Raw genomic sequence first — 20,679 nt, forward strand, 5'->3', positions numbered from 1 at the left:
CGCTAAAAGACTTAAACTGATTGTTTTTTTATATAAAAAGCCTTATTTTAAATTACTTTTTAAAAATATCTTTTCTTGCTTATTTTTGAGATGAGATAGTGCATCTTGAAATTTGAGTAATGAATAGATTGCTTCTAATTTTGCTAAACTTATCTCCCCTTTTATTTAAATAGGTGTAAAGTGAATCGAAAAATCGCGAAAATTAGATTCAAGAGAAAACTCAAAAAACCTTGAATAATACCTTCCCAAATCACTTCACGAATTACATTTTTTACATCTCGAAAAAAACGTTGAATTCGTCCTTCTTTTTTCTGCATAGAATCTTCCTTTTTTAGAGATAGTATAACAAAAAGCAGGTGCAAAAGAATATGCACCTGCTTCACTTAACTATTTGTATTCTTCAAATTGCTTGTCAATTTTAGAGCTTCTTCTTTTTCATCATAACAATCATATTTTTGAATTTCATGTAATAAGCGCTTAAATTCATGAATGACTTTCTTCCCCTCATACCATTCCTTCATACGATGTGACTTATCATCTTCTTTATTCGCTTCTAACTTTTAAGTACTTCACCTAATCTCATTAATGTTTCCGCCATTTTATAAATCATTTTGTCTTTTTTTCTTCATAGTTTGTCATCTATAAAACACTCCTTCTAAGGCGGCTGCTTTTACGAAGATACTTAGCTCAGGATGTCCTGTTAAAACTAGTGTTTCAAAAGCCCGCACAACTCTTGCAATAACGAGATAAATCATAATTTTAGGGTAATTCTTCTTCGGATCATCAAGTTGTTTGATATACTGCGTTTTTGTGTCATTCCATCACTCCCGTCTATTTAAATATAAGAAAATCTATAGAAGTCCCGAATCTTCTAAAAGTTCTTCAATGAACGTATTTTTAATTTTCTTTAATTCATGCTTCGCCAACATGCCTTCTAAAATTGGAACTTTCATATCGCGAATACCTTTTTTATCATTTAAATAATAAGAGGCGCGCAGCAACATACGAATGTCATATGAAGAAGCGAATACTTCTGGTACACCGCGTTCAATATCTAAAAATGTGTAAACTGCTTCCATCGCTGTACGAACAGAATATTCTGTTGTAAATACCGTATCGCGTTCTGTTTCTGCAAAGTTACCGATGAACGCTAAGTTTTTAGATCCTTTGGGAACAACGAGTGGACGATCACCTAATGCACGTGGCATGAAGTAAGACGTAATATACGGCATGTAACATGGGACTGTATTACATGAATTACGTGCTAAATCTTCAATTTCATTCATCGGTACACCCATGTGGTATAACCATTCACATGCAATTTCCATACCTGTACATTCTGTAATTGGTTTTTTAATATAATTACCAGGTTGGTCTGAAATTAGTGCATATACCCAAACAACTAATTGGTCTTTTGGCTGTGCTTTAAAATGTGGTTGTCGATTTAATGTATAACTCATTTTCCAATTAGAGTCTCTAGCATGAACAATACCACCTGTTACAACTTTACCTGCATAGGGATCACGTTTACTAATTCTCTCAATATATGGTGCTACTTTATCATCTAATGTTGTAACGGTTGCTGATACAAACCAACTTGCTTTGGGGATATTTTTGTAGAATTTTTCAGGATATCCAAAGTCCGCATCCTGTGCAGCTAAATTTTTCCATAAGTCCCATCCACCGCTTGTTTTATGTGTTGGGGGTGCTGGTTCGTCTTGTGTTCCATATGTTGTACTATCTGTGATTGAACCATTCGTTACAAATACAAGGTCGTCTTCACTTAATTGAACGACTTGCTCTTCACCTTTTACTGTAAGGTGAAGTTCTTTTGCAACCTTCTCTAGACCACCTTTACTCATCATCACATTTTTCACTACTGTGTCATATTGGAAATGAACACCTTGTTCTTTTAAATAATTCATTAACGGTAAAACTAGCGATTCATATTGATTATATTTAGTGAATTTTAATGAGGAGAAATCTGCGAGGGCATCAATATGGTGAATAAAGCGCATGAGGTAGCGACGCATTTCCATTGCAGAGTGCCATTCTTCAAAGGCAAACATTGTGCACCAATACGTCCAGAAGTTTGATTCAAAAAACTCTTTAGAAAAAACATCTGTAATTTTTTTATTTTGTAAGTTTTCTTCTTTTTGAAGGCATAAATGTAAAATCTCTTTAACGGATTTTTCGCTTAACGTGAGTTGACCGTCTGTTGGGTAGCGTTCACCTTTTTTATGAATAATACGGCAATGAGATGAGTTTGGATCATCTTTATTCAACCAGTAGAATTCATCAAGTACAGAAGCATTCTCTACTTCAAGTGAAGGGACAGAGCGGAATAAATCCCATAAACATTCAAAATGCGCTTCCATTTCGCGACCGCCACGAATAACAAATCCAGCGTCAGGACGATCAATGCCATCCAATGAACCTCCTGGTATCGAGAGTTCCTCTAAAATATGAATACGTTCTCCTGGTACCTGACCATCACGCACTAAAAATGCGGCAGCTGCTAAAGATGCTAACCCTGAACCAACTAAATAAGCGGATACGCGATCGGCTCTTTCTGGTTTTCTCGGTCGTGCAAATGCTTCATAGTTACCATTACTTCTATACATAGTTGATTCCTCCCAAATTACATGTGTAGTCTTTTTGTAAAAAAAAACAGTCTACCAACTGCCTCTTCGAGTGACGAACAATCGGGCTGATTTTTGTCATTTAAAAACCAACCACTCTACCACAATCCGTTCCCCCTATTCCATAACTTTAACCATTTTTAGCCGGTTCAATTTTCCATATCCATTAAAAATTCACACCCTATTTAAAAGAAAAGTATTTTAGATTTTTTCATTTTAAAGAACCAAAATAAGAACCTTAAACTTCCTTTCATTTTTAGCGACAAATGATTATAATGGGGTTGTCTTGTTATAACGAGCTATAAAAGGAGTTCATTCATAATGAAAAAGATTTATAGTTTAGTTACAACCTTATTGTTACTCGCACTACTGACCGCTTGTTCGAATACAGAGACTTCGAAAGAATCTTCATCTAAGCAGCCAGTCGACCTTACTGTGTCAGCTGCCGCTAGTTTGCAGGATGCTTTAGTGGAACTTCAAAAAACATATGAGAAGGAACACACAGATGTCAACGTACAGTTCAACTTTGGTGGGTCTGGTGCTTTAAAACAACAAATTGCGCAAGGAGCACCTGTTGATGTATTCTTTTCAGCAGCTTCAGAACCATTCGATGCATTAGTACAGAGTGGTGATATTGAAAAATCCAAGCAAGTGAACTTATTAGCCAATGAATTAGTTTTAATTACACCAAAAGATACAAACAACAATATTCAGTCTTTTAAAGACTTAACAACAGCAAAAAAAATTGCACTCGGTACACCTGAATCTGTACCTGCTGGTCAATACGGTCGCGAAACGCTTGAAGCGCTAAAACTCTGGACACGTGTCGAGGACAAAATCGTCTACACAAAAGATGTACGCCAAGTCTTAACCTATGTAGAATCAGGTAATGTAAATGCTGGTCTTGTTTATGAAACAGATGCGCGTACTTCCGACAAAATTCAATTAGTTGCGACTGCTAAAAGTGATACACACCAGCCGATTATCTATCCTGTTGGCATCATTAAAGACAGTAAACACCCAAAAGAAGCACAAGCTTTTTATGATTTCTTACAAAGTGATGAAGCGATGAAAACATTCGAAAAATATGGGTTCAAAGGAGCGAAATAGTATATGAATACGGACATTTGGACGCCACTCAAGCTGTCGCTACAAGTTGCATGCATCGCGAGTATTGTCGTCCTTATTGTCGGTATTTTGCTAGGCAAATGGATGGCACATCGGCAGTTTCGCGGGAAGGTACTCTTTGAGACACTCCTTCTACTCCCACTTGTGTTACCGCCTACTGTTGTCGGCTTTTTACTCATTGTCATCTTCGGAAAAAATAGTTTTGTCGGTGACGCAATTGAATGGCTCTTTCACGCACCCATTATTTTCACGTTTTGGGCAGCTGTTCTGTCCTCAATTGTCGTCGCATTCCCATTAATGTATCAATCGACAAAAACAGGTTTTGAAGGTGTCAGTCGGGATATTGAAAATGCTGCGCGTGTAGACGGTGCAAGTGAATGGAAAGTCTTGCTATTCATCTCCATTCCACTTGCTGCAAAAGCTATTATATCTGGTGGCATTTTAAGTTTTGCGCGCGCACTCGGCGAATTCGGTGCCACATTAATGTTTGCAGGAAATATTCCTGGTAAAACACAGACTGCACCGCTTGCCATCTATACTGCAATTGACTCAGGGAACATGAGTGTTGCATGGACACTCGTCATTTGTATGGTAGTCATCTCATTCATCATGTTACTCTGTGTTCATCTCATTCGAGTTGATGCATAGATGAAACGTATCACTTTTTTTAGCGTTTGAAACAAAAAAACTGGAACCGCGTCAAAGCGCGATTCCAGTTTTTCTTATGTTTATATACATGCATGTCCTAGACTATTTTATTTAGCCACCACTAATCGGTGGTATAAATGCTACTTGGTCTCCTTCATTGACAATCGTTTGATCGCGCGCAAATTCTTCATTCACAGCTGTCATTACCTGTGCTAACGAGAGTAATGGATACTCTTTCTCTAACCAAGCTTTCACTTCTGCCACTGTTTTCCCTGCTAATGGCACTTCCATCTGTGCTTGCCCCATACTTTCTTGTAATTGTGCAAAGAATAAAATCGAAATCATCTTATTCTGCCTCCTCTGGTCGTCCGTTTGGATACGGTACATTTTCTAGTTGGTCGCCAATCCAAGCAGTCCCGTCTTCCCAATGTTCTTTTTTCCAAATCGGAACAATTTGTTTAATACGCTCAATTGCAAATTCATTCGCTTCATAGGCAACTTTACGATGAGGCGAAGATACTGCAATCACTACTGCAATATCTGAAATCGCTAATAACCCGACACGGTGTGTAATCGCTAATCGTACATCCGGCCACTGCTCTAAAATTTCACGTTCGATTTGTTCGAACATTTTAATCGCCATTGGTGCATAGGCTTCGTATTGCAGTGACAATGTTTTTTTCCCTTTTGTCATCTCTCGAACCGTACCGATAAATAATGTAACTGCTCCTGCATTACGATCCATCACTTTCGCACGCATCGCTTCTACATCGATTGGTTGGTCTACAATCTCAAACTTATTCTCCTGCATGTTCAAACCTCATTTCCTTACATAAAAATGCTAGATAATCCTCTTTTGCGTCAATTGAAAAAGTGGGATAGTTCGTTGGTAATTCACCTGTATAAGTCGGCCAATACAGAACACACATAATCTCATGTAACTCTGTCAATAACTCATAATCTTCTTCCATTTGTAAGATGACGATTTTTGGGTAGGAAGCATGTTTATACCCTTCAATTAAAATCAAATCAATCGGAAAATGCTGATATAAAGCAAGAATCTCCTCTAGATTCCAGTGGTCTCTTTTGGCACTTAACCGCAGAACTCCACCACCTTCTACTGCTGCGACTGCTGCACCTGCTCGTTCATGACGTGTGCTATCTTTTGAACTTTCTACATCAGGAATACCGCCATGACCATGATGTTTGATTGTCGCTACACGTAATTCAGTCGCAGTGGCTTCTCGAATGAGTTGTTCCATCAATGTCGTCTTACCGCTATTTTGATACCCTACAACTTGGAGTATTTTTTGATATTGTCCCATGGCCACTCACTTCCCTGTAAATCTTCTAACAGTAAAACATCTACTGGCATATCTTTTTCATAACCTCTCGAACCACCCGGTAATACGATGAACGCATTCGCAGTTGCTAAAGAAGATACCGCACTTGATTTATTAAAGCCAGATGGTGTCGCTACCAATTGACCATCATTATAATGAAGCGTCGCTCGAATAAAACGCGTGAATGGATTCGCTTTCGTAAAGTCCTCACCTAATATCGCTTTTTCTCTACGTAAATGTGGTGTTGTACTGCCAAAGCTTTTTCGAATAATCGGACGAGTGAATAATTCAAATCCAACATAACAAGCCGATGGATTACCTGATAAACCATAGAGTAGCTGACCATCTAAAGTTGCAACAGTTGTTACACTCCCTGGTCGCATCGCTACTTTATTAAATAGAACAGTTGCACCAATCGCTTCATAAATCGCTGGTAAATAATCGTAATCCCCAACCGATACACCGCCTGTTGTAATTAAGATATCCACTTGTGTTAAAGCTTTTTTCACTTCTTCAATGCATACATCTAAATCATCACTAAACTGCCCGAAGTATTTCGCAGTTGCACCTGCTCGCTCAATTTGCGCCATAATCATGTACGCATTACTATTACGAATTTTTCCTGCTTGAAGCGGTTCGTTTGGTTCAAGTAATTCGCTACCTGTTGCAATTACACCAACAACGGGCTTTTTAAAAACAGGTACTTCCGCATAACCAAATGTCGCGAGTAATGCGATTACACCTGGATTAATAAACTGTCCTTTTTGAATTAATACTTCGCCTTTTCGAACATCTTCACCTTGATATGAAATATTCGTGCCTGCTTCATACGAACGGTTAATCGACATATACGTTTGTCCATCTCGTACTTCATCTTTTGTTAGTTCCAACATCACAACAGCATCACAGCCTTTTGGAATCGGAGCGCCGGTCATAATACGCACTGCTTCAAATGCTTGTACTTCCTGTTCATACACAAAGCCCGCACCAATCTCACCAACTACTTTGAATGATACTGGTGTCTCTTTTGTCGCTTTTTGACTATCTACTGCTCGAATCGCAAAACCATCATAAGGAGAACGGTCAAAAGAAGGGACATCTTGGTCTGCAGCAAGATTTTCTGCCAAGAAGCGTTCATTCGCCTCTATAAGTGGAACCCATTCTACTTTTTCTGTATAGGCGTAGTCCATCACACGTTTAACTGCTTCTGAAACAGCAATCGGATTTCTTTTCTCTACCATATCAAACACTCCTCATCCTAATAATTGATAATAGATTTTTTTTGCTTGTTGCGGATCTTGTACCCCATGAATAACAACGCGACCATCTTGGAATAAGACAAAGCGATATGTATCCGTTTGATACGATAATAAATACGGATTACACTGCACATTCCCTTGTTTTTCAAGTTTAGACTGTAGTGCTTGAAAATCATATTGAATCGCTTTTGGCGGACGAATTTGAACTGCATCGCGCCCACATAAAACATCTAATTTCATTTGATTTTCGTACGCTAAATAAGGATGTGTCGCTTGTTCGCCACAGCATGGACACGCAGTATTTTGCATCTTCTCCACATTAATTTCAAAATGTTGATTTTGCCAAACATCGAATGTTTTATATTTGCGGTTCACTGCTTCTATATTCCCCGTCAATATTTTCAGTGTTTCAGCTACTTGGTATGCTGCTACAATTTGTACTGCTGGACTAATAATTCCTGCTGTATCACAGGTCATCGTTGTTTTAGGAATGACGTCAACTAAACAGTAAAAACAAGGCGTTTCGTCTGGAATAACCGTATAAGTTGCACCGTAACTACTCACACATGAACCATACACCCAAGGAATTTTATATTTAGCACTAATATCATTTAAAATAAAACGAATATCAAAATTATCTGTTGCATCAATTAAGACATCTACTGTTTCAACTAAGGTTGGCAGTAATTCGCTCGTTGCATCCGCAATATACGATTCAATTTCTACATCCGAATTAATCGCTTGTAAACGTGATTTAGCTGCAATCACTTTCGGAAGTTTTTCAGCTGCATCTGCTTCTGTATAAAGTTGTTGTCTTTGTAAATTACTCCACTCTACATAGTCGCGGTCAACTAACGTTAATTTCCCTACACCAGCACGCGTTAATGCCTCTGCACTCGCACTTCCTAATGCGCCCACACCTACAATTAGCACATGTTTTTCACTTAATAATTGTTGTCCTTTTTCACCAATTGGGCGAAATAATTCTTGTCTTGAGTAACGGTCATTCATGACGACTCGCCACCTTTCTCTTACAATTTTTGTTTGACGTTTTTATTTATAGCTTTATAATAAGATTCAAAATACGCACAAGGAGGTCGCTGTCTTTGCACCCTACACATCAAGAAGTAGCGATTCACGCAGCCATTTTAACGGTTAGTGATACGCGAACGAAGGATACCGATACCGGCGGGCAATTAATTCATACACTGTTACAAGATGCAAAATTTGAAGTTGCCGACTATGTAATCGAACGCGACGAACCCATTCAAATACTCGAGCATGTTCGCCAATGGTCTGCTCAAGAACACATCAATACCATTATTATTACAGGTGGTACTGGATTCTCACAACGCGACCAAACATATGATGCGGTTACACCTCTTTTTGAAAAAGAGATGATTGGCTTTGGTGAGTTATTCCGTTCATTAAGCTATGACGAAATTGGTCCAAAAGCGATGTTCAGCCGAGCTACTGCTGGTTGCTTTAAACAGACAGCCATCTATGTCATACCTGGTTCAAAAAATGCAGTCAATCTAGCCATGCAAAAACTGATTTTGCCTACTGTACAACACTTCGTAGGGGAGTTGCACCGGATATGAATATTGCTGGTGTCGTATTAGCTGGCGGACAGTCCTCTCGCTTTGGTCGTCCTAAAATGTTTGAACCCTTACATGATGTACCACTTTATCAATATAGTCTTCAATCCTTGAAAGAAAATCAATTGTCACGTTATATCATCGCAACAAATGATGATCTACTCCCCTTCTTTCAACCAGACGAACAATTGACATTTCTCATTGAAAAAACAAAACATCAAGGACCTCTTTTCGTACTACATGAACTGCTTCAAACATTCAAAGAAGTCGATTGGTTCTTTTTAATCGCGGCAGATATGCCTTATATGACAGCTGATTTTGTTCAAAAAATGTTGCATGAGATAGACGAATCATACGATGCCATCATTCCAAAACAACATGAACGCATCCAACCACTCGCTGGTTTATACCATCGAAAGATTTTAGAAAAAACCGCGGAACTCATCGCACAAGAGCGACGAAGTATGAAGGCTTTGCTCGACCTCATCCATGTCCATTACATCCCATTCTCGGATAACGAGCGTGTATTTACAAACATTAACTACGAACAAGATTTACCAAAAGGAGATTAACTTATGACAAACTTTACACATTGGAACGACGAAGGTAGACCGAAAATGGTCGATATTTCAGATAAAGATATTTCAAAACGCACAGCGATTGCACGCAGTACGATTACACTATCAGACGAAGTGTACGAAGCCATTCAAAATGGTGGTATTAAAAAAGGCGATCCAACACAAGTGGCACAAATCGCTGGAATTATGGGTGCAAAGAAAACGTCCGATATAATCCCGATGTGTCATCCAATTATGTTACAAGGTACAGATTTTACATTCGATTATCAAAAAGCAGAACAAGGCTATGAACTGCATATCGAAGTAGCAGTCAAATGTAGCGGTAAAACAGGTGTTGAGATGGAAGCACTAACAGCTGTTTCGATTGCGGCACTGACATTCTACGATATGTGTAAAGCAGTTGATAAATCGATGGTGATTAAAGAAACCTATTTAGTTCAAAAAACGGGTGGTAAAAGCGGCGTTTATAATCATCAATAAAAAGAGAGAGGCAAAGGTGAAATACCTTGCCCCTTTTTTATTTATTTTGTTGCTGCTTTTTTCTTGTTGTACGCTACAAAGTAGATTGCACCAACAAAGATTGCGCCACCCACTACATTACCTAAGAATGCTGGTACAACATTTGAAACTAAGTCTGCCCATGTTGCATGTCCTGCGAAAATAGCTGCTGGAATAACAAACATATTGGCAACAACGTGTTGGAAACCAAGTGTAACGAATGCCATGACTGGGAACCAAATACCGACAATTTTCCCGATGAAGTCTTGTGCACCGAATGATAGCCATACAGCTAAACATACTAACCAGTTACAACCGATTCCTGATACGAATGTATGTAGGAATGAATCCCCAATTTTAGCGTCTGCGACAGCAATTGTCTTATCTAAAAATGGACCTGTCTCTGTTAATCCTAAAAAATGACCGAAAGCAAATGCCACAAATAAAGCACCTAATAAGTTGGCTAGTGTTACCCAGAACCAGTTAATACATAATTGCGTGAATGTGATTTTTCTTGCGTATAATGCTAAAGGTACGGTCATCATATTACCAGTGATTAAATCAGCCCCTGCTAATAAGACAAGAATCAAACCAAGTGGGAAGACAGAAGCTCCAATTAATGTGATGAAGCTTCCCCACTCTGCTGGCATAGCTGCCATAACACGAATATCTAATAAAAATCCTAATGCGATAAATGCGCCGCCTAAAAAACCAAGAACGAGCATTTTTTTGATTGGTGATGCGACTTTCTCGACACCAACATTTACAGCAATTTCTGCGATTTCTGCAGGTTTATTAAAACTCATAACTTCTTACATCTCCTCAAATTTGTACATTATCCACCGATATGAGACATCTCGATTTTATGTTTCTTTCTCTCTTTCATCGTCTGCTCATTTCGTTCATCTGAATAACGATCGTTTCTGTTTTCCCAAACATGTGAAATCTGTTTTAATACGATTTCATCATCTTCTTCATTGCGAATTAAGTCTCGTAAATCCGTTCCTTTTGTCGCAAATAAACATGTGTATAACTTCCCTTCAGCCGAAATACGCGCACGTGAACATGTAGAGCAAAATGAGTCGGTAACAGATGATATGACACCAATCTCTGTCTTTTGATCTGCGTATTCAAAGCGGGATGCGACCTCCCCTGTATAGTTCGGGTCAATCGGTTGAATGGGCGAAAAAGCATTTACTTTTTCAACAATCTCTTTTTTCGAAACAACATCATCTAAACGCCAGCCATTTGAATTTCCAACATCCATATATTCAATATAGCGAAGAATATGTTGTCTCTCCTTGAAGAAAGCAGCCATCTGTTCAATATCTTGATCATTGACTCCCTTCTTCACCACCATATTAATCTTCACTTGAAGTCCTACTTCAGCGGCTTTTTCAATACCTTCTAAAACAGTTTTCACTCGACCACGTCGACCATTCATCTCAAAGAATCGATCCTCATCTAATGAATCCAAGCTAATCGACACTCTTTGTAAACCTGCATCTTTTAAAGGTTGGGCGAATTTTTTTAATAGTGTCCCGTTCGTCGTCATCGCAATATCTTTCACACCTTCTACAGCGTCAATCATGTGAATAAGTGTAGGTAAGTCTTTTCGTAATAAAGGTTCTCCACCTGTAATCCGAATTTTTTCAACTCCGAGCGATACAAATACTTTTACCAGTCTTTGAATTTCTTCAAAACTGAGGATTTTATCGTGTGGTAAAAAGGCATAATCAGGTCCAAATACTTCTGCTGGCATACAGTAGCTACAACGAAAATTACAACGATCTGTTACGGATATTCGTAAATCCCTAAGCGGTCTTTGAAGTTGGTCTTTAACATGATTCATATGAAATTCCTCCTTCTTTTTTCATCCAAATTAACATTCGTCTTGTAATTGAATGCGTTCTTGATGTGTATATACATTCATTCCCTCTTTTCGAATGAAGCCTACTGTTGTAATACCTAAATGGTCTGCTAATTCTAAAGCCAAAGCGGTTGGTGCAGATTTTGATAAGACGATTTCACAGCCAATTTTAGATACTTTCAGTAAAATTTCTGAAGAGATGCGTCCACTGAATACAATGATTTTATCTTGCATCGAGATTTGATTACGTAGGCAATAACCATAAATTTTATCGAGTGCATTATGACGACCGATATCCATACGACTTAACACGATACCTGAAGCATCACAGAGTGCAGCATTATGCACACCGCCTGTTTCCTGAAAAATTGTCGCATCATTTTGCATGTCATGCATGAGACGATGACATTCTTCTGGTGTAACGCGCACATGTACTTCTTCCATCTTCTTTGCCACTAAAGCGTCATTCGCAAAGACAAATCCTTGACGACTTGCACCACAACACGATGTAATGTAGCGCTTATTTTGCATCTGTTGGAAATATGGATTGACACGTTTTGTTTTCACATGAACGAACCCGTCTTTCTCTTGATGCCAAATTTGTTCAATATCATCAAAATCTCGAATGACACGTTCAGAAGCTAGGTAGCCAATAACCATATCTTCTACATATTCAGGTGTACAAACCATCGTGACAAATTCTTCTTGGTTTACTTTTACAGTAACCGCGTATTCTGTCACAATCGTATCTTCCATTTCTTCCGCATTATTTCTCACAATACGAAGAACATTTCTTTTTACTGTGTTTTCCATCTGGCATCTCCCTCTACTCCGTAATATTGTCCTCAAAGACAAAAACAGAAATGGCAATATCCTCTTCAATTTTAATATCAGAGAAAAGGTGAACAAGCTTAGAACCAACTAACTCCTCCATGCCATCAGGTGTTTTTTCAGCATATAAATCTTGAATCATCGAAGTTCTCGCAGCGTGAACCATTTTAAGTCCTTCTGGCGAATTTGCGATGAATTTTTCCGTTGGTGTGATATTTCCCACCAATGTCGATACTGCCATATTCTCCACAAAAACGGTGTGAATTCGTTCTGGACCTTTACCGAATAAATCCTTTCGTAGCTTACGAATAATATCATTAAACGCATGAATTTTTTGAGACATATTAACCATTCTCCTCACATGTTTTTACTTGATTTTACCATTTCAACGACGAGCCCACCCTTACAATTGGTTAATGATAAAGCAACTCCTCAAAAATTTAAAGAGCTTTTTTTATTGATAATAATTCTCAATAAAGAATATTTCTCGGATGATATTGTGTAATCGGATGAATAGGTCTATAATTGTGTCAGTTATATGGATTTTTCTTTTCGTTATGATTTTTGGGATTTTCTTATTCCATTCGAATGGGTAAATGCTATTTTTCTTAACGATGAGTTAAATCTAACAATTTAAAAAGTAGATTGGATTTTTAGCAAGAGATGCTAAGAATTTTATCCACCATGTCTAATCAACATACAAACATTTTGTGTGTTGATTCATGGTGGATTTTTTTTACAAAGTTTCGATACACAGATCATCACTTGTTTATTTATTTTGTGGAATTTAGGGAATAGAAATACATAACAAGATAAATTTTTAAAAAAAGCTCATTTTTTCTATTCTCTCATTTTTTTCAAAATGAACGCGCTGATGATAACGTATCAAAATACAAAACGGAGGAACTAGCCCATGACACAAATCAAAATTAACGGTTTGCCTTATGACGTTGAACCAGATGCAACGATTCTTGAGACAATCAATAAATACAACATCGAACATCCACAAGTATGTTATGTACCTTCAGTTGATCCCATTAAGACATGTGATACTTGTATCGTCGAAGTAGACGGTCAACTTGTACGCTCATGTTCAACAAAAGCGGTCGACGGTATGAACATTCAACTCGACTCCCCTAATGCTAAAGGTGCACAAACAGAAGCGATGGATCGTTTACTCGAAAACCATATGTTATATTGCACAGTTTGCGATAACAACAATGGCAACTGTACATTGCACAACACAACTGAAATGATGGGTATTGAACATCAAAAATATCCATTCTCTCCAAAAGAAGAACCAGAGAATGCAGTAGATAGCTCTCACCCATTCTACCGTTACGATGCCAACCAATGTATCGCTTGCGGTCAATGTGTTGAAGTATGTCAAAACCTACAAGTTAACGAAACATTATCACTGGATTGGGAAGCTGAACGTCCTCGTGTTATTTGGGATGAAGGCGTCGACATTAACGATTCTTCATGTGTAAGTTGTGGTCAATGTGTAACAGTATGTCCATGTAACGCACTAATGGAAAAATCAATGCTTGGTGAAGCTGGCTTCATGACAAGTATTAAACAAGATACATTAGAACCAATGATTGATTTAATCAAAGAAGTAGAACCAGGTTATAGCGGTATTTTTGCAATTTCTGAAATTGAAGCAGCGATGCGTAGTAAACGTACAAAGAAAACAAAAACAGTTTGTACATTCTGTGGTGTTGGTTGTTCATTCGAAGTTTGGACAAAAGGTCGTAAAATCTTAAAAGTTCAACCTTCTGAAGGACCTGTTAATGCCATCTCAACTTGTGTGAAAGGTAAATTCGGTTGGGACTTCGTCAACTCAGAAGAACGTATTACAAAACCATTAATCCGTAAAAACGATGAATTCGTTGAATCATCTTGGGATGAAGCACTTGATTTAATCGCTACAAAATTGGGCGGTATTCAAAAAGAACATGGTCCTGGCTCTGTTGGATTCATTTCTTCTTCAAAAATTACAAACGAAGAAAACTACTTAATTCAAAAAATGGCGCGCCAATTATTCGAAACGAATGATGTCGATAACTGTTCACGCTATTGTCAATCACCTGCTTCAGACGGTTTACAACGTACAGTTGGTATCGGTGGTGACGCAGGTACGATTAAAGACATTGCAAAAGCAGGCTTAGTTATTATCATTGGTGCAAACCCAGCAGAAGGACACCCTGTTTTAGCAACACGCGTAAAACGTGCACATAAATTACACGGTCAAAAATTAATCGTTTCGGACGTTCGTAAAAACGAAATGGCAGAGCGCTCAGACATTTACATGCATCCAAACCAAGGTACAGACCAAGTATGGTTAATGGCTGTTACAAAATACATCATCGACCAAGGTTGGCATGATGAAGCGTTCATCCAAAACAATGTGAATTTCTATGAAGAATTCAAACAAGTTCTTGATAAATACACACTTGAATACGCTGAAAAAGAAACAGGTATTTCAAAAGAGACATTAATCGAAGTAGCGAAGATGATTAAAGAAGCAGACGGTACATGTGTACTGTGGGGTATGGGTGTTACACAAAATAACGGTGGTTCTTATACTTCAGCAGCTATCTCAAACTTACTACTTGCGACAGGTAACTACCGTCGTCCAGGCGCAGGTGCTTATCCATTACGTGGTCACAATAACGTACAAGGTGCTTGTGATATGGGTACATTACCAAATGTATTACCGGGTTACCAAAAAGTAACGGACGATGCAGCGCGTCAAAAATTCGAAGAAGCATATGGCTCAAAAATCCCAGCTGAACCTGGTCGTACAAACATGGCAATGCTTGATGCGATTACAGATGGCGATATGAAGGCGATGTATTTAGTTGGGGAAGATATGGCATTAGTAGACTGTGATTCAAACCACGTCGATTATGTATTATCACAACTTGAATTCTTCGTTGTACAAGATTGCTTCCTATCACGTACAGCTCAATATGCAGATGTCATCTTACCAGCATCTCCATCACTTGAAAAAGAAGGTACATTCACAAATACAGAACGTCGTGTTCAACGTCTATATCAAGTACTTCCATCTCTTGGAGAATCAAAACCAGACTGGGTTATTCTACAAGATGTAGCACGTCGTTTAGGTGCTGATTGGAACTACAGCCATCCAAGTGAAATCTTCGCTGAAATGGCAAGCTTAACACCATTCTTTGCACAAGCAAACTATGACGTTCTTGAAAACTGGGGTAGCTTCTGTTGGGGTAGCCTAGATGGTAAAGATACACCACTTCTTTACGAAGATGGCTTCAACTTCCCAGACAAAAAAGCACGCTTCGCATTAAATGACTGGATTCCACCAGTAGAATATGAAGCACAATATGATTGCTTAATTAATAACGGACGTATTTTAGAACACTTCCACGAAGGAAATATGACGAATAAATCACAAGGTATTCAATCAAAAGTACCTGAAATTTATGTCGAAGTATCACCTGAACTTGCAAAAGAACGTGGTATTGAAGAAGGTGCATTACTTCGATTAGTATCACCAAATGGCGCACTAAAATTACCAGCGTTAATTACAGACCGTGTACAAGGTAACGAACTATTCTTACCGATGAACTCGACAAGTAAAGATTCAGCAATCAACTTCTTAACAGGTCAAACATTAGATGTGAATACATCTACACCTGCTTATAAACAAACAAAAGTACGTGTGGAAGTTTTAAAATCAAAAGGTAAATCACCGCTTCCAAGAACAAATCCACGTTCTAAAAAACGTCATCCGCAAAACGGTGTTGAAGTACAACGTAAATGGGATCGCCCAGGTTATGTACACTTAACAACGAACGGGGGAGAATAATTATGGCTGCACCAATTAATACGATTAAAAAACAAGTTCTAACAGAAGAACAAGTAACAGAACAAAAGCTAGAAAACTTAAAGCAATTAGTGAGCGAAAACGACAGTGCCATTCAACAAATCATGCAATTGATTGGTGAACTTGATTCAATCGGCGCTTTAGAGGCAGCAAACAAAATGCTTGAAGCAAAAGAAGACGTAGCAAATATCGCATTAGGTCAATTAACAAGTAAACCTGTAACGAACATCATCAATAACATGATGGGCGCTGCAGGGGCACTTGCCTCTTTAGATCCTGCTGTTACAACAAAGTTAGTAGCAGGTTTGATGAGTGGCGTGGACGAAGCGAACAAAGCAATCGCTGAACAAGATAAAATCAGCAAACTAAAACTCATCAAAATGATGAACGATCCAGATGTCAATCGCGCGATGAATTTCGGTATCCATTTCCTTAAAGGGCTTGGCAGTAATTTAAAATAGTAAGGTGGTATACCCCGTATGTTAACAAAAGAAAATGTGGTGAATGCATTAAAAGACGTGCAAGATCCTGAACTTCATAAAAGCGTTGTCGAACTAAATATGGTACGCAATGTTCAAATTGATGGTACGCATGTTTCGTTAGAAGTAGTGCTAACAATTAAAGGTTGTCCGCTAAAAGCTAAAATCCAACAAGACGTGGAAGATGCATTAAAAGCAATCGGCGCAACAGAAGTAGCATTACAATTCGGTACAATGACCGATGAAGAACGCATGGCTTTAACTGCTTCGTTAAAAACACAAAACGTCAACAAGCAAGGTATGCCGAAAATGTTAGAACCCGATTCAGGTGTACAATTTATCGCCATCACAAGTGGTAAAGGTGGCGTAGGTAAATCAACCGTAACGATTAACCTAGCGACTGCACTTGCGAGACTTGGCAAACGTGTTGGGATTGTGGACGCTGATATTTATGGCTTTAGTATTCCTGCTATGATGCGTACACAGCAAAAACCGACGATGATTGACCAAACAGCGATTCCTGTAGAAGTAGCAGGTGTTAAAATTATGTCGATGGGCTTCTATACAAAAGACAATCAACCTGTGATGTGGCGTGGACCAATGCTAAATAAATGGATTCGTAACTTCCTTGTAAACACACATTGGGGCGAACTCGATTATTTACTAATTGACCTACCACCAGGAACAGGAGATGTCGCAATCGATGTCGCGGCGATGATTCCACAAGCAAAAGAAATCATCGTCACAACACCACATAACACCGCATCATACGTTGCATCTCGTGCAGGTATGATGGCCATTCATACAAAACATGAAGTGTTAGGTGTCGTTGAAAACATGGCATACTTTGAAACACCAGATGGTCAAAAGAACTATATTCTAGGTCAAGGTGGCGGCGACAACCTTGCACGCTCACTAAAATGTGAGGTTATCGCACGCGTACCATTCGCAAAACCAGAAGAAAATCTTGGCTCATCGATTTACGATGAAGACTCTGTCGTAGGTGAAGTATTCACAAACCTTGCAGAAGACATCATTTATAGCTAATTTAAAAACAGGTTGGAACATATACACTATGCTTCCAACCTGTTTTTTATTATTGAATGTACCCTGCTTTTCGCAACACTTCCATGAAGTAAAAGCGATATGTGTTTTGAACAAAACTCTCAAGTGATAATCCTACATTCAATTGATATTTTGAAAAGATAAAGAAAAAGCGCTTATCCCATTTTGAACGTAACAGCACGCCCGCTTCCTCTCCGTACTTCTTTGTAAACTCCACAATGAGTGGTTCAATCATATGTGCACAATGCTCTTTTAAATTACCTAATGCATCCGCATCTTTATCTTGTTGGAACTGTTTAATCCATAGTTTTAACTGCTCATCCATACTAAAAAACATCCTTTTCTATCGAGTTTCTTCCTATTTAATATTATACTATTTTTCGATTGAGAAATCTGCTCTCACTGCTGTTTAAGTGTATGCCCATTAACAAACCCCAGTTAATTGCGTCTGTAGCTCTCTTACAAACTCAATCCCCTTTTCGTACATATCACGTACATCACGCTCAAAAGCATCCGTTTGTAAAAATAAAAAGACGCGTCCACCCGACTGTCATCCGATAAAAGCTTGCTGTTTTTCATTCGAATTAGGTGATGATACAACCGCCCAGCGCTTATTCTGCTCTGGTTGTTCTATATCTTCTACCAATGTAAAATGCAGTTTTTTTGTATAAAATGCAATCGCCTCATCATAATCTTTTACGACAAGTACGACATGTACAATCGATTATTTCATCTCGATTTTCCTATTAAAAAAGACTAAGGATTCCTCCTTAGCCTTCTCTCTTATAATGAACGCTTTAAAATTTCTTTTACGTCTTCTTTTGATAGTGGTACATAGCTACCGATTTTTTCAGCAACCATTGAACGCTCTGCCATTAAATCAAGCTGTGCATCATCAATATCAAAATCAGCTAATTTTGTTGGCGCACCAATTGAAGTCCAGAATTCTTGTAAAGCCGCAATCGTTTCTTTCGCAAGCTCTGCATCCGTCTTCCCTGTCGCATCTAAATCAAAGACATTCTTACCTAGTTGCGCTACTTTTTCAGGTTTTTGTTCGCTAACGAATGACATCCAAGAAGGGAATAGAATCGCTAAACCACCACCATGTGGAATATCATACACAGCAGAAACTGCATGTTCAATCATATGTGTCGCCCAGTCTGTTTTCACACCCATTGATAAGACACCATTCAATGCGAATGTACTGTTTAACATCATTACTTCACGATATTCGTATGAATGTAAATCCTTCACAAGTTTTGGACCTACTTCAAGTACTGTACGTAAAATCGACTCGCCAAAACGGTCTTGTAGCGGTGTGTTCGTTGACGCATTGAAATATTGCTCGAATACATGCGACATTGTATCGACAATACCATAAATTGTTTGATTCAATGGTACAGAATACGTCAATTCAGGATCTAAAATACTGAATTTCGGATACGTATAAATCGAACCGAATGAACGCTTATCATTCTCTTCCCAGTTTGTAATAACACCGCCACTATTCATTTCAGAACCTGTTGCTGCGATTGTTAACACTGTTCCAAAAGGTACTGCCGATGTTGGCACTGCTTTTTTAAGAATAATATCCCATACATCTCCATCGTAACGTGAACCAATAGCAATCGCCTTGGCACAGTCAATAACACTACCGCCACCAACAGCTAAAATAAAATCAAGTTCATGCTCTTTTACAAGATCAATCCCCTTTTGAACAGTTGTCAGACGTGGATTTGGTTCTACACCAGCAAGCTCAACTACTTCTTTACCTGCAGCTTGTAGATGTTTTATTACTTCATTATAAACACCATTCTTTTTAATACTACCGCCGCCATATAATAGAAGAACGCGTTTTGCATCCGTTGGTATTTCTTGATCTAATGACTGAATTTGCCCCTTACCAAAAACAATTTTCGTTGGGTTTTGATACTTAAAATTTTCCATGCATGTTCCTCCTTGGATTCATCTATCACTTTGAATGTACTTAGCTTACATTTTTTAACGCATGGATACAATTAATTAGCTCATTTTTTTAAAACGAGTGGTAATACATTTAGTACAATCATACACACCGTAAAAATCCAACACACTATATGCATAGTCGGAACTACATCTGCTAAGGCGCTCATATCATTGTGACTGATCCAATCTACAATCATCGTTATAAACGAACACAGAGTCAACGCAGTTGCTGAAAGTGCAACCCACATCGCTATGTAACCTCTCTTAAACTGTAAAAGCCTGATTACTGTTGCAACAAGCGCTATACTTAAAAAAATTATCCACATGAACAATCACTCCTTAACGTAACGAATGTTGCGTTGTTACACGATTTCTTTTCAATCTCCCTAAATATCGCTTCATAATCCAGTAGCACCCATAGCCGATTGCTCCACCAAGCGTATTTAATAGTAAATCATCCACATCAAATAATCCAAGCGTGAAAATATATTGGACTGTTTCATAGAATAAACTACACATAAAAGTTGTACCAATTACCTTCAGCCATGTTGGACGCTTGAAAATGAGTAGTCCCGCAAAGAAGCCAAATGGTACAAAACCAATAACATTCCCAATAAGATTACGCATCGCACTCAAAAATGTTGTTCCCTCTATTTGTATATACGATTGAATCGTATGGAAAGGCACAAGATTCACTTCTTTCAAAAAGAATAGCCCCTCCTCTTGAAACAACAATAAGCGCCCAATCTGACTGATACTATAATATTTCATCAGTAATTGATACGTTAACAATAGTAAATAGAGCAGAAAAATCCCCCATAAAATCCCCTTCATTGATTTTTGCATCTTACACCTCTTTATCTTTTATCTATACAATAGAACGCTTCACAAATGACAAAGTTACCAT

The 20,679-nt window shown here is 38.3% G+C and carries 21 protein-coding genes and 1 pseudogene; 8 read left to right on the forward strand and 14 right to left on the reverse strand.

What is annotated here, in order from left to right; genetic code table 11:
• Positions 1 to 851: 851 nt before the first annotated feature.
• On the reverse strand, positions 852 to 2,624 hold the full coding sequence (locus KGI01_RS07940; protein WP_141274251.1) for an oleate hydratase: 1,773 nt from the start codon (positions 2,622 to 2,624) through the stop codon (positions 852 to 854).
• A 339-nt stretch (positions 2,625 to 2,963) separates the two neighbouring features.
• On the opposite strand from KGI01_RS07940, the gene modA reads away from it, so the two are divergent.
• Together modA and modB are read left to right on the forward strand one after the other, a co-directional pair.
• Positions 2,964 to 3,752, forward strand: coding sequence for a molybdate ABC transporter substrate-binding protein (gene modA, locus KGI01_RS07945; protein ID WP_141274252.1), 789 nt, complete (start codon positions 2,964 to 2,966; stop codon positions 3,750 to 3,752).
• Positions 3,753 to 3,755: 3 nt separating this feature from the next.
• Complete coding sequence (modB, locus tag KGI01_RS07950; RefSeq protein WP_068450283.1) at positions 3,756 to 4,418, forward strand: molybdate ABC transporter permease subunit; 663 nt, start codon at positions 3,756 to 3,758, stop codon at positions 4,416 to 4,418.
• 111 nt (positions 4,419 to 4,529) lie between these two features.
• On the opposite strand, the gene moaD is transcribed toward modB, so the two are convergent.
• From moaD to KGI01_RS07975, 5 genes are read right to left on the reverse strand one after another with little or no spacing between them, the layout of a single operon-like run.
• The gene (gene moaD / locus KGI01_RS07955; protein ID WP_141274253.1) at positions 4,530 to 4,763 is read right to left on the reverse strand and encodes a molybdopterin converting factor subunit 1; all 234 of its coding nucleotides are present in this window, start codon (positions 4,761 to 4,763) and stop codon (positions 4,530 to 4,532) included.
• A gap of 1 nt (position 4,764) precedes the next feature.
• Positions 4,765 to 5,229 (reverse strand): molybdenum cofactor biosynthesis protein MoaE, encoded by a 465-nt coding sequence (locus KGI01_RS07960; protein WP_068450279.1) that lies wholly within the window; start codon positions 5,227 to 5,229, stop codon positions 4,765 to 4,767.
• Entirely contained in the window at positions 5,216 to 5,743 is a 528-nt protein-coding gene (mobB, locus tag KGI01_RS07965; protein ID WP_141274254.1) for a molybdopterin-guanine dinucleotide biosynthesis protein B, read from the reverse strand. Before mobB ends, KGI01_RS07960 begins: the two co-directional genes overlap by 14 nt.
• Positions 5,710 to 7,002 carry a molybdopterin molybdotransferase MoeA gene (locus tag KGI01_RS07970; RefSeq protein WP_141274255.1) on the reverse strand — a complete coding sequence of 431 codons (1,293 nt, stop codon included), beginning with the start codon at positions 7,000 to 7,002 and terminating at the stop codon, positions 5,710 to 5,712. The genes mobB and KGI01_RS07970 overlap by 34 nt, the downstream gene beginning before the upstream one ends.
• Before the next feature lie 12 nt (positions 7,003 to 7,014).
• Positions 7,015 to 8,031 carry a MoeB/ThiF family adenylyltransferase gene (locus tag KGI01_RS07975; RefSeq protein WP_141274256.1) on the reverse strand — a complete coding sequence of 339 codons (1,017 nt, stop codon included), beginning with the start codon at positions 8,029 to 8,031 and terminating at the stop codon, positions 7,015 to 7,017.
• A 95-nt stretch (positions 8,032 to 8,126) separates the two neighbouring features.
• Here KGI01_RS07975 and KGI01_RS07980 point away from each other — a divergent pair, with 95 nt between their 5' ends.
• The 3 genes from KGI01_RS07980 to moaC are packed head-to-tail and all read left to right on the forward strand — an operon-like array spanning position 8,127 to position 9,676.
• Positions 8,127 to 8,621: a MogA/MoaB family molybdenum cofactor biosynthesis protein gene (locus tag KGI01_RS07980; protein WP_141274257.1), complete on the forward strand. Its 495-nt coding sequence runs from the start codon at positions 8,127 to 8,129 to the stop codon at positions 8,619 to 8,621.
• Positions 8,618 to 9,190 carry a molybdenum cofactor guanylyltransferase gene (gene mobA, locus KGI01_RS07985; RefSeq protein ID WP_141274258.1) on the forward strand — a complete coding sequence of 191 codons (573 nt, stop codon included), beginning with the start codon at positions 8,618 to 8,620 and terminating at the stop codon, positions 9,188 to 9,190. Before KGI01_RS07980 ends, mobA begins: the two co-directional genes overlap by 4 nt.
• 3 nt (positions 9,191 to 9,193) lie before the next feature.
• Positions 9,194 to 9,676 (forward strand): cyclic pyranopterin monophosphate synthase MoaC, encoded by a 483-nt coding sequence (gene moaC / locus KGI01_RS07990; protein WP_121177706.1) that lies wholly within the window; start codon positions 9,194 to 9,196, stop codon positions 9,674 to 9,676.
• A 41-nt stretch (positions 9,677 to 9,717) separates the two neighbouring features.
• Here moaC and KGI01_RS07995 read toward each other — a convergent pair whose 3' ends face one another.
• Genes KGI01_RS07995 through KGI01_RS08010 form a run of 4 tightly spaced genes read right to left on the reverse strand, consistent with a single transcriptional unit; the run spans position 9,718 to position 12,738 of the window.
• Positions 9,718 to 10,500 carry a formate/nitrite transporter family protein gene (locus KGI01_RS07995; protein ID WP_141274259.1) on the reverse strand — a complete coding sequence of 261 codons (783 nt, stop codon included), beginning with the start codon at positions 10,498 to 10,500 and terminating at the stop codon, positions 9,718 to 9,720.
• A gap of 29 nt (positions 10,501 to 10,529) precedes the next feature.
• Positions 10,530 to 11,546 (reverse strand): GTP 3',8-cyclase MoaA, encoded by a 1,017-nt coding sequence (gene moaA, locus KGI01_RS08000; RefSeq protein ID WP_141274260.1) that lies wholly within the window; start codon positions 11,544 to 11,546, stop codon positions 10,530 to 10,532.
• 30 nt (positions 11,547 to 11,576) lie between these two features.
• Positions 11,577 to 12,377: a formate dehydrogenase accessory sulfurtransferase FdhD gene (gene fdhD, locus KGI01_RS08005; RefSeq protein ID WP_141274261.1), complete on the reverse strand. Its 801-nt coding sequence runs from the start codon at positions 12,375 to 12,377 to the stop codon at positions 11,577 to 11,579.
• Positions 12,378 to 12,390: 13 nt separating this feature from the next.
• Complete coding sequence (locus KGI01_RS08010) at positions 12,391 to 12,738, reverse strand: Na-translocating system protein MpsC family protein (protein WP_068450260.1); 348 nt, start codon at positions 12,736 to 12,738, stop codon at positions 12,391 to 12,393.
• Positions 12,739 to 13,308: 570 nt separating this feature from the next.
• Here KGI01_RS08010 and fdhF point away from each other — a divergent pair.
• From fdhF to KGI01_RS08025, 3 genes are read left to right on the forward strand one after another with little or no spacing between them, the layout of a single operon-like run.
• A complete protein-coding gene (gene fdhF, locus KGI01_RS08015; RefSeq protein ID WP_141274262.1) occupies positions 13,309 to 16,245 on the forward strand; it encodes a formate dehydrogenase subunit alpha in 2,937 nt (978 codons plus the stop codon).
• A gap of 2 nt (positions 16,246 to 16,247) precedes the next feature.
• Positions 16,248 to 16,724: a helical membrane plugin domain-containing protein gene (locus KGI01_RS08020; RefSeq protein WP_141274263.1), complete on the forward strand. Its 477-nt coding sequence runs from the start codon at positions 16,248 to 16,250 to the stop codon at positions 16,722 to 16,724.
• A gap of 18 nt (positions 16,725 to 16,742) precedes the next feature.
• Positions 16,743 to 17,789: an iron-sulfur carrier protein/transcriptional regulator SalA gene (locus tag KGI01_RS08025; RefSeq protein WP_068450254.1), complete on the forward strand. Its 1,047-nt coding sequence runs from the start codon at positions 16,743 to 16,745 to the stop codon at positions 17,787 to 17,789.
• A gap of 49 nt (positions 17,790 to 17,838) precedes the next feature.
• Here the strand turns inward: KGI01_RS08025 and KGI01_RS08030 are convergent, their stop codons facing one another.
• The 4 genes and pseudogenes from KGI01_RS08030 to KGI01_RS08045 all read right to left on the reverse strand — a co-directional run bounded on the left by KGI01_RS08030 (position 17,839) and on the right by KGI01_RS08045 (position 20,618).
• Complete coding sequence (locus KGI01_RS08030) at positions 17,839 to 18,132, reverse strand: hypothetical protein (RefSeq protein ID WP_141274264.1); 294 nt, start codon at positions 18,130 to 18,132, stop codon at positions 17,839 to 17,841.
• 105 nt (positions 18,133 to 18,237) lie between these two features.
• Positions 18,238 to 18,528: pseudogene (locus tag KGI01_RS08035) on the reverse strand (VOC family protein); the annotation flags it as partial.
• Between the two features lie 62 nt (positions 18,529 to 18,590).
• Positions 18,591 to 19,754: an iron-containing alcohol dehydrogenase gene (locus tag KGI01_RS08040; RefSeq protein WP_141274265.1), complete on the reverse strand. Its 1,164-nt coding sequence runs from the start codon at positions 19,752 to 19,754 to the stop codon at positions 18,591 to 18,593.
• Between the two features lie 357 nt (positions 19,755 to 20,111).
• Complete coding sequence (locus KGI01_RS08045; protein WP_141274266.1) at positions 20,112 to 20,618, reverse strand: VanZ family protein; 507 nt, start codon at positions 20,616 to 20,618, stop codon at positions 20,112 to 20,114.
• Between the last annotated feature and the right edge of the window lie 61 nt (positions 20,619 to 20,679).

Source organism: Kurthia gibsonii, from assembly GCF_006539985.1.
Taxonomy (GTDB): Bacteria; Bacillota; Bacilli; order Bacillales_A; family Planococcaceae; genus Kurthia; species Kurthia gibsonii.

Bases quoted from the DNA above. Each gene is read 5' to 3' on its own strand.
- KGI01_RS07975 (WP_141274256.1), bottom strand. From the start codon at position 8,031: ATGAATGACCGTTACTCAAGACAAGAATTATTTCGCCCAATTGGTGAA.
- moaC (WP_121177706.1), top strand. From the start codon at position 9,194: ATGACAAACTTTACACATTGGAACGACGAAGGTAGACCGAAAATGGTC.
- fdhF (WP_141274262.1), top strand. From the start codon at position 13,309: ATGACACAAATCAAAATTAACGGTTTGCCTTATGACGTTGAACCAGAT.
- mobB (WP_141274254.1), bottom strand. From the start codon at position 5,743: ATGGGACAATATCAAAAAATACTCCAAGTTGTAGGGTATCAAAATAGC.
- KGI01_RS08025 (WP_068450254.1), top strand. From the start codon at position 16,743: ATGTTAACAAAAGAAAATGTGGTGAATGCATTAAAAGACGTGCAAGAT.
- KGI01_RS07995 (WP_141274259.1), bottom strand. From the start codon at position 10,500: ATGAGTTTTAATAAACCTGCAGAAATCGCAGAAATTGCTGTAAATGTT.
- KGI01_RS07970 (WP_141274255.1), bottom strand. From the start codon at position 7,002: ATGGTAGAGAAAAGAAATCCGATTGCTGTTTCAGAAGCAGTTAAACGT.
- moaA (WP_141274260.1), bottom strand. From the start codon at position 11,546: ATGAATCATGTTAAAGACCAACTTCAAAGACCGCTTAGGGATTTACGA.
- KGI01_RS08030 (WP_141274264.1), bottom strand. From the start codon at position 18,132: ATGGATGAGCAGTTAAAACTATGGATTAAACAGTTCCAACAAGATAAA.
- mobA (WP_141274258.1), top strand. From the start codon at position 8,618: ATGAATATTGCTGGTGTCGTATTAGCTGGCGGACAGTCCTCTCGCTTT.
- KGI01_RS08040 (WP_141274265.1), bottom strand. From the start codon at position 19,754: ATGGAAAATTTTAAGTATCAAAACCCAACGAAAATTGTTTTTGGTAAG.
- KGI01_RS08045 (WP_141274266.1), bottom strand. From the start codon at position 20,618: ATGCAAAAATCAATGAAGGGGATTTTATGGGGGATTTTTCTGCTCTAT.
- KGI01_RS07940 (WP_141274251.1), bottom strand. From the start codon at position 2,624: ATGTATAGAAGTAATGGTAACTATGAAGCATTTGCACGACCGAGAAAA.
- KGI01_RS08010 (WP_068450260.1), bottom strand. From the start codon at position 12,738: ATGTCTCAAAAAATTCATGCGTTTAATGATATTATTCGTAAGCTACGA.
- modA (WP_141274252.1), top strand. From the start codon at position 2,964: ATGAAAAAGATTTATAGTTTAGTTACAACCTTATTGTTACTCGCACTA.
- KGI01_RS07960 (WP_068450279.1), bottom strand. From the start codon at position 5,229: ATGCAGGAGAATAAGTTTGAGATTGTAGACCAACCAATCGATGTAGAA.
- modB (WP_068450283.1), top strand. From the start codon at position 3,756: ATGAATACGGACATTTGGACGCCACTCAAGCTGTCGCTACAAGTTGCA.
- fdhD (WP_141274261.1), bottom strand. From the start codon at position 12,377: ATGGAAAACACAGTAAAAAGAAATGTTCTTCGTATTGTGAGAAATAAT.
- KGI01_RS08020 (WP_141274263.1), top strand. From the start codon at position 16,248: ATGGCTGCACCAATTAATACGATTAAAAAACAAGTTCTAACAGAAGAA.
- moaD (WP_141274253.1), bottom strand. From the start codon at position 4,763: ATGATTTCGATTTTATTCTTTGCACAATTACAAGAAAGTATGGGGCAA.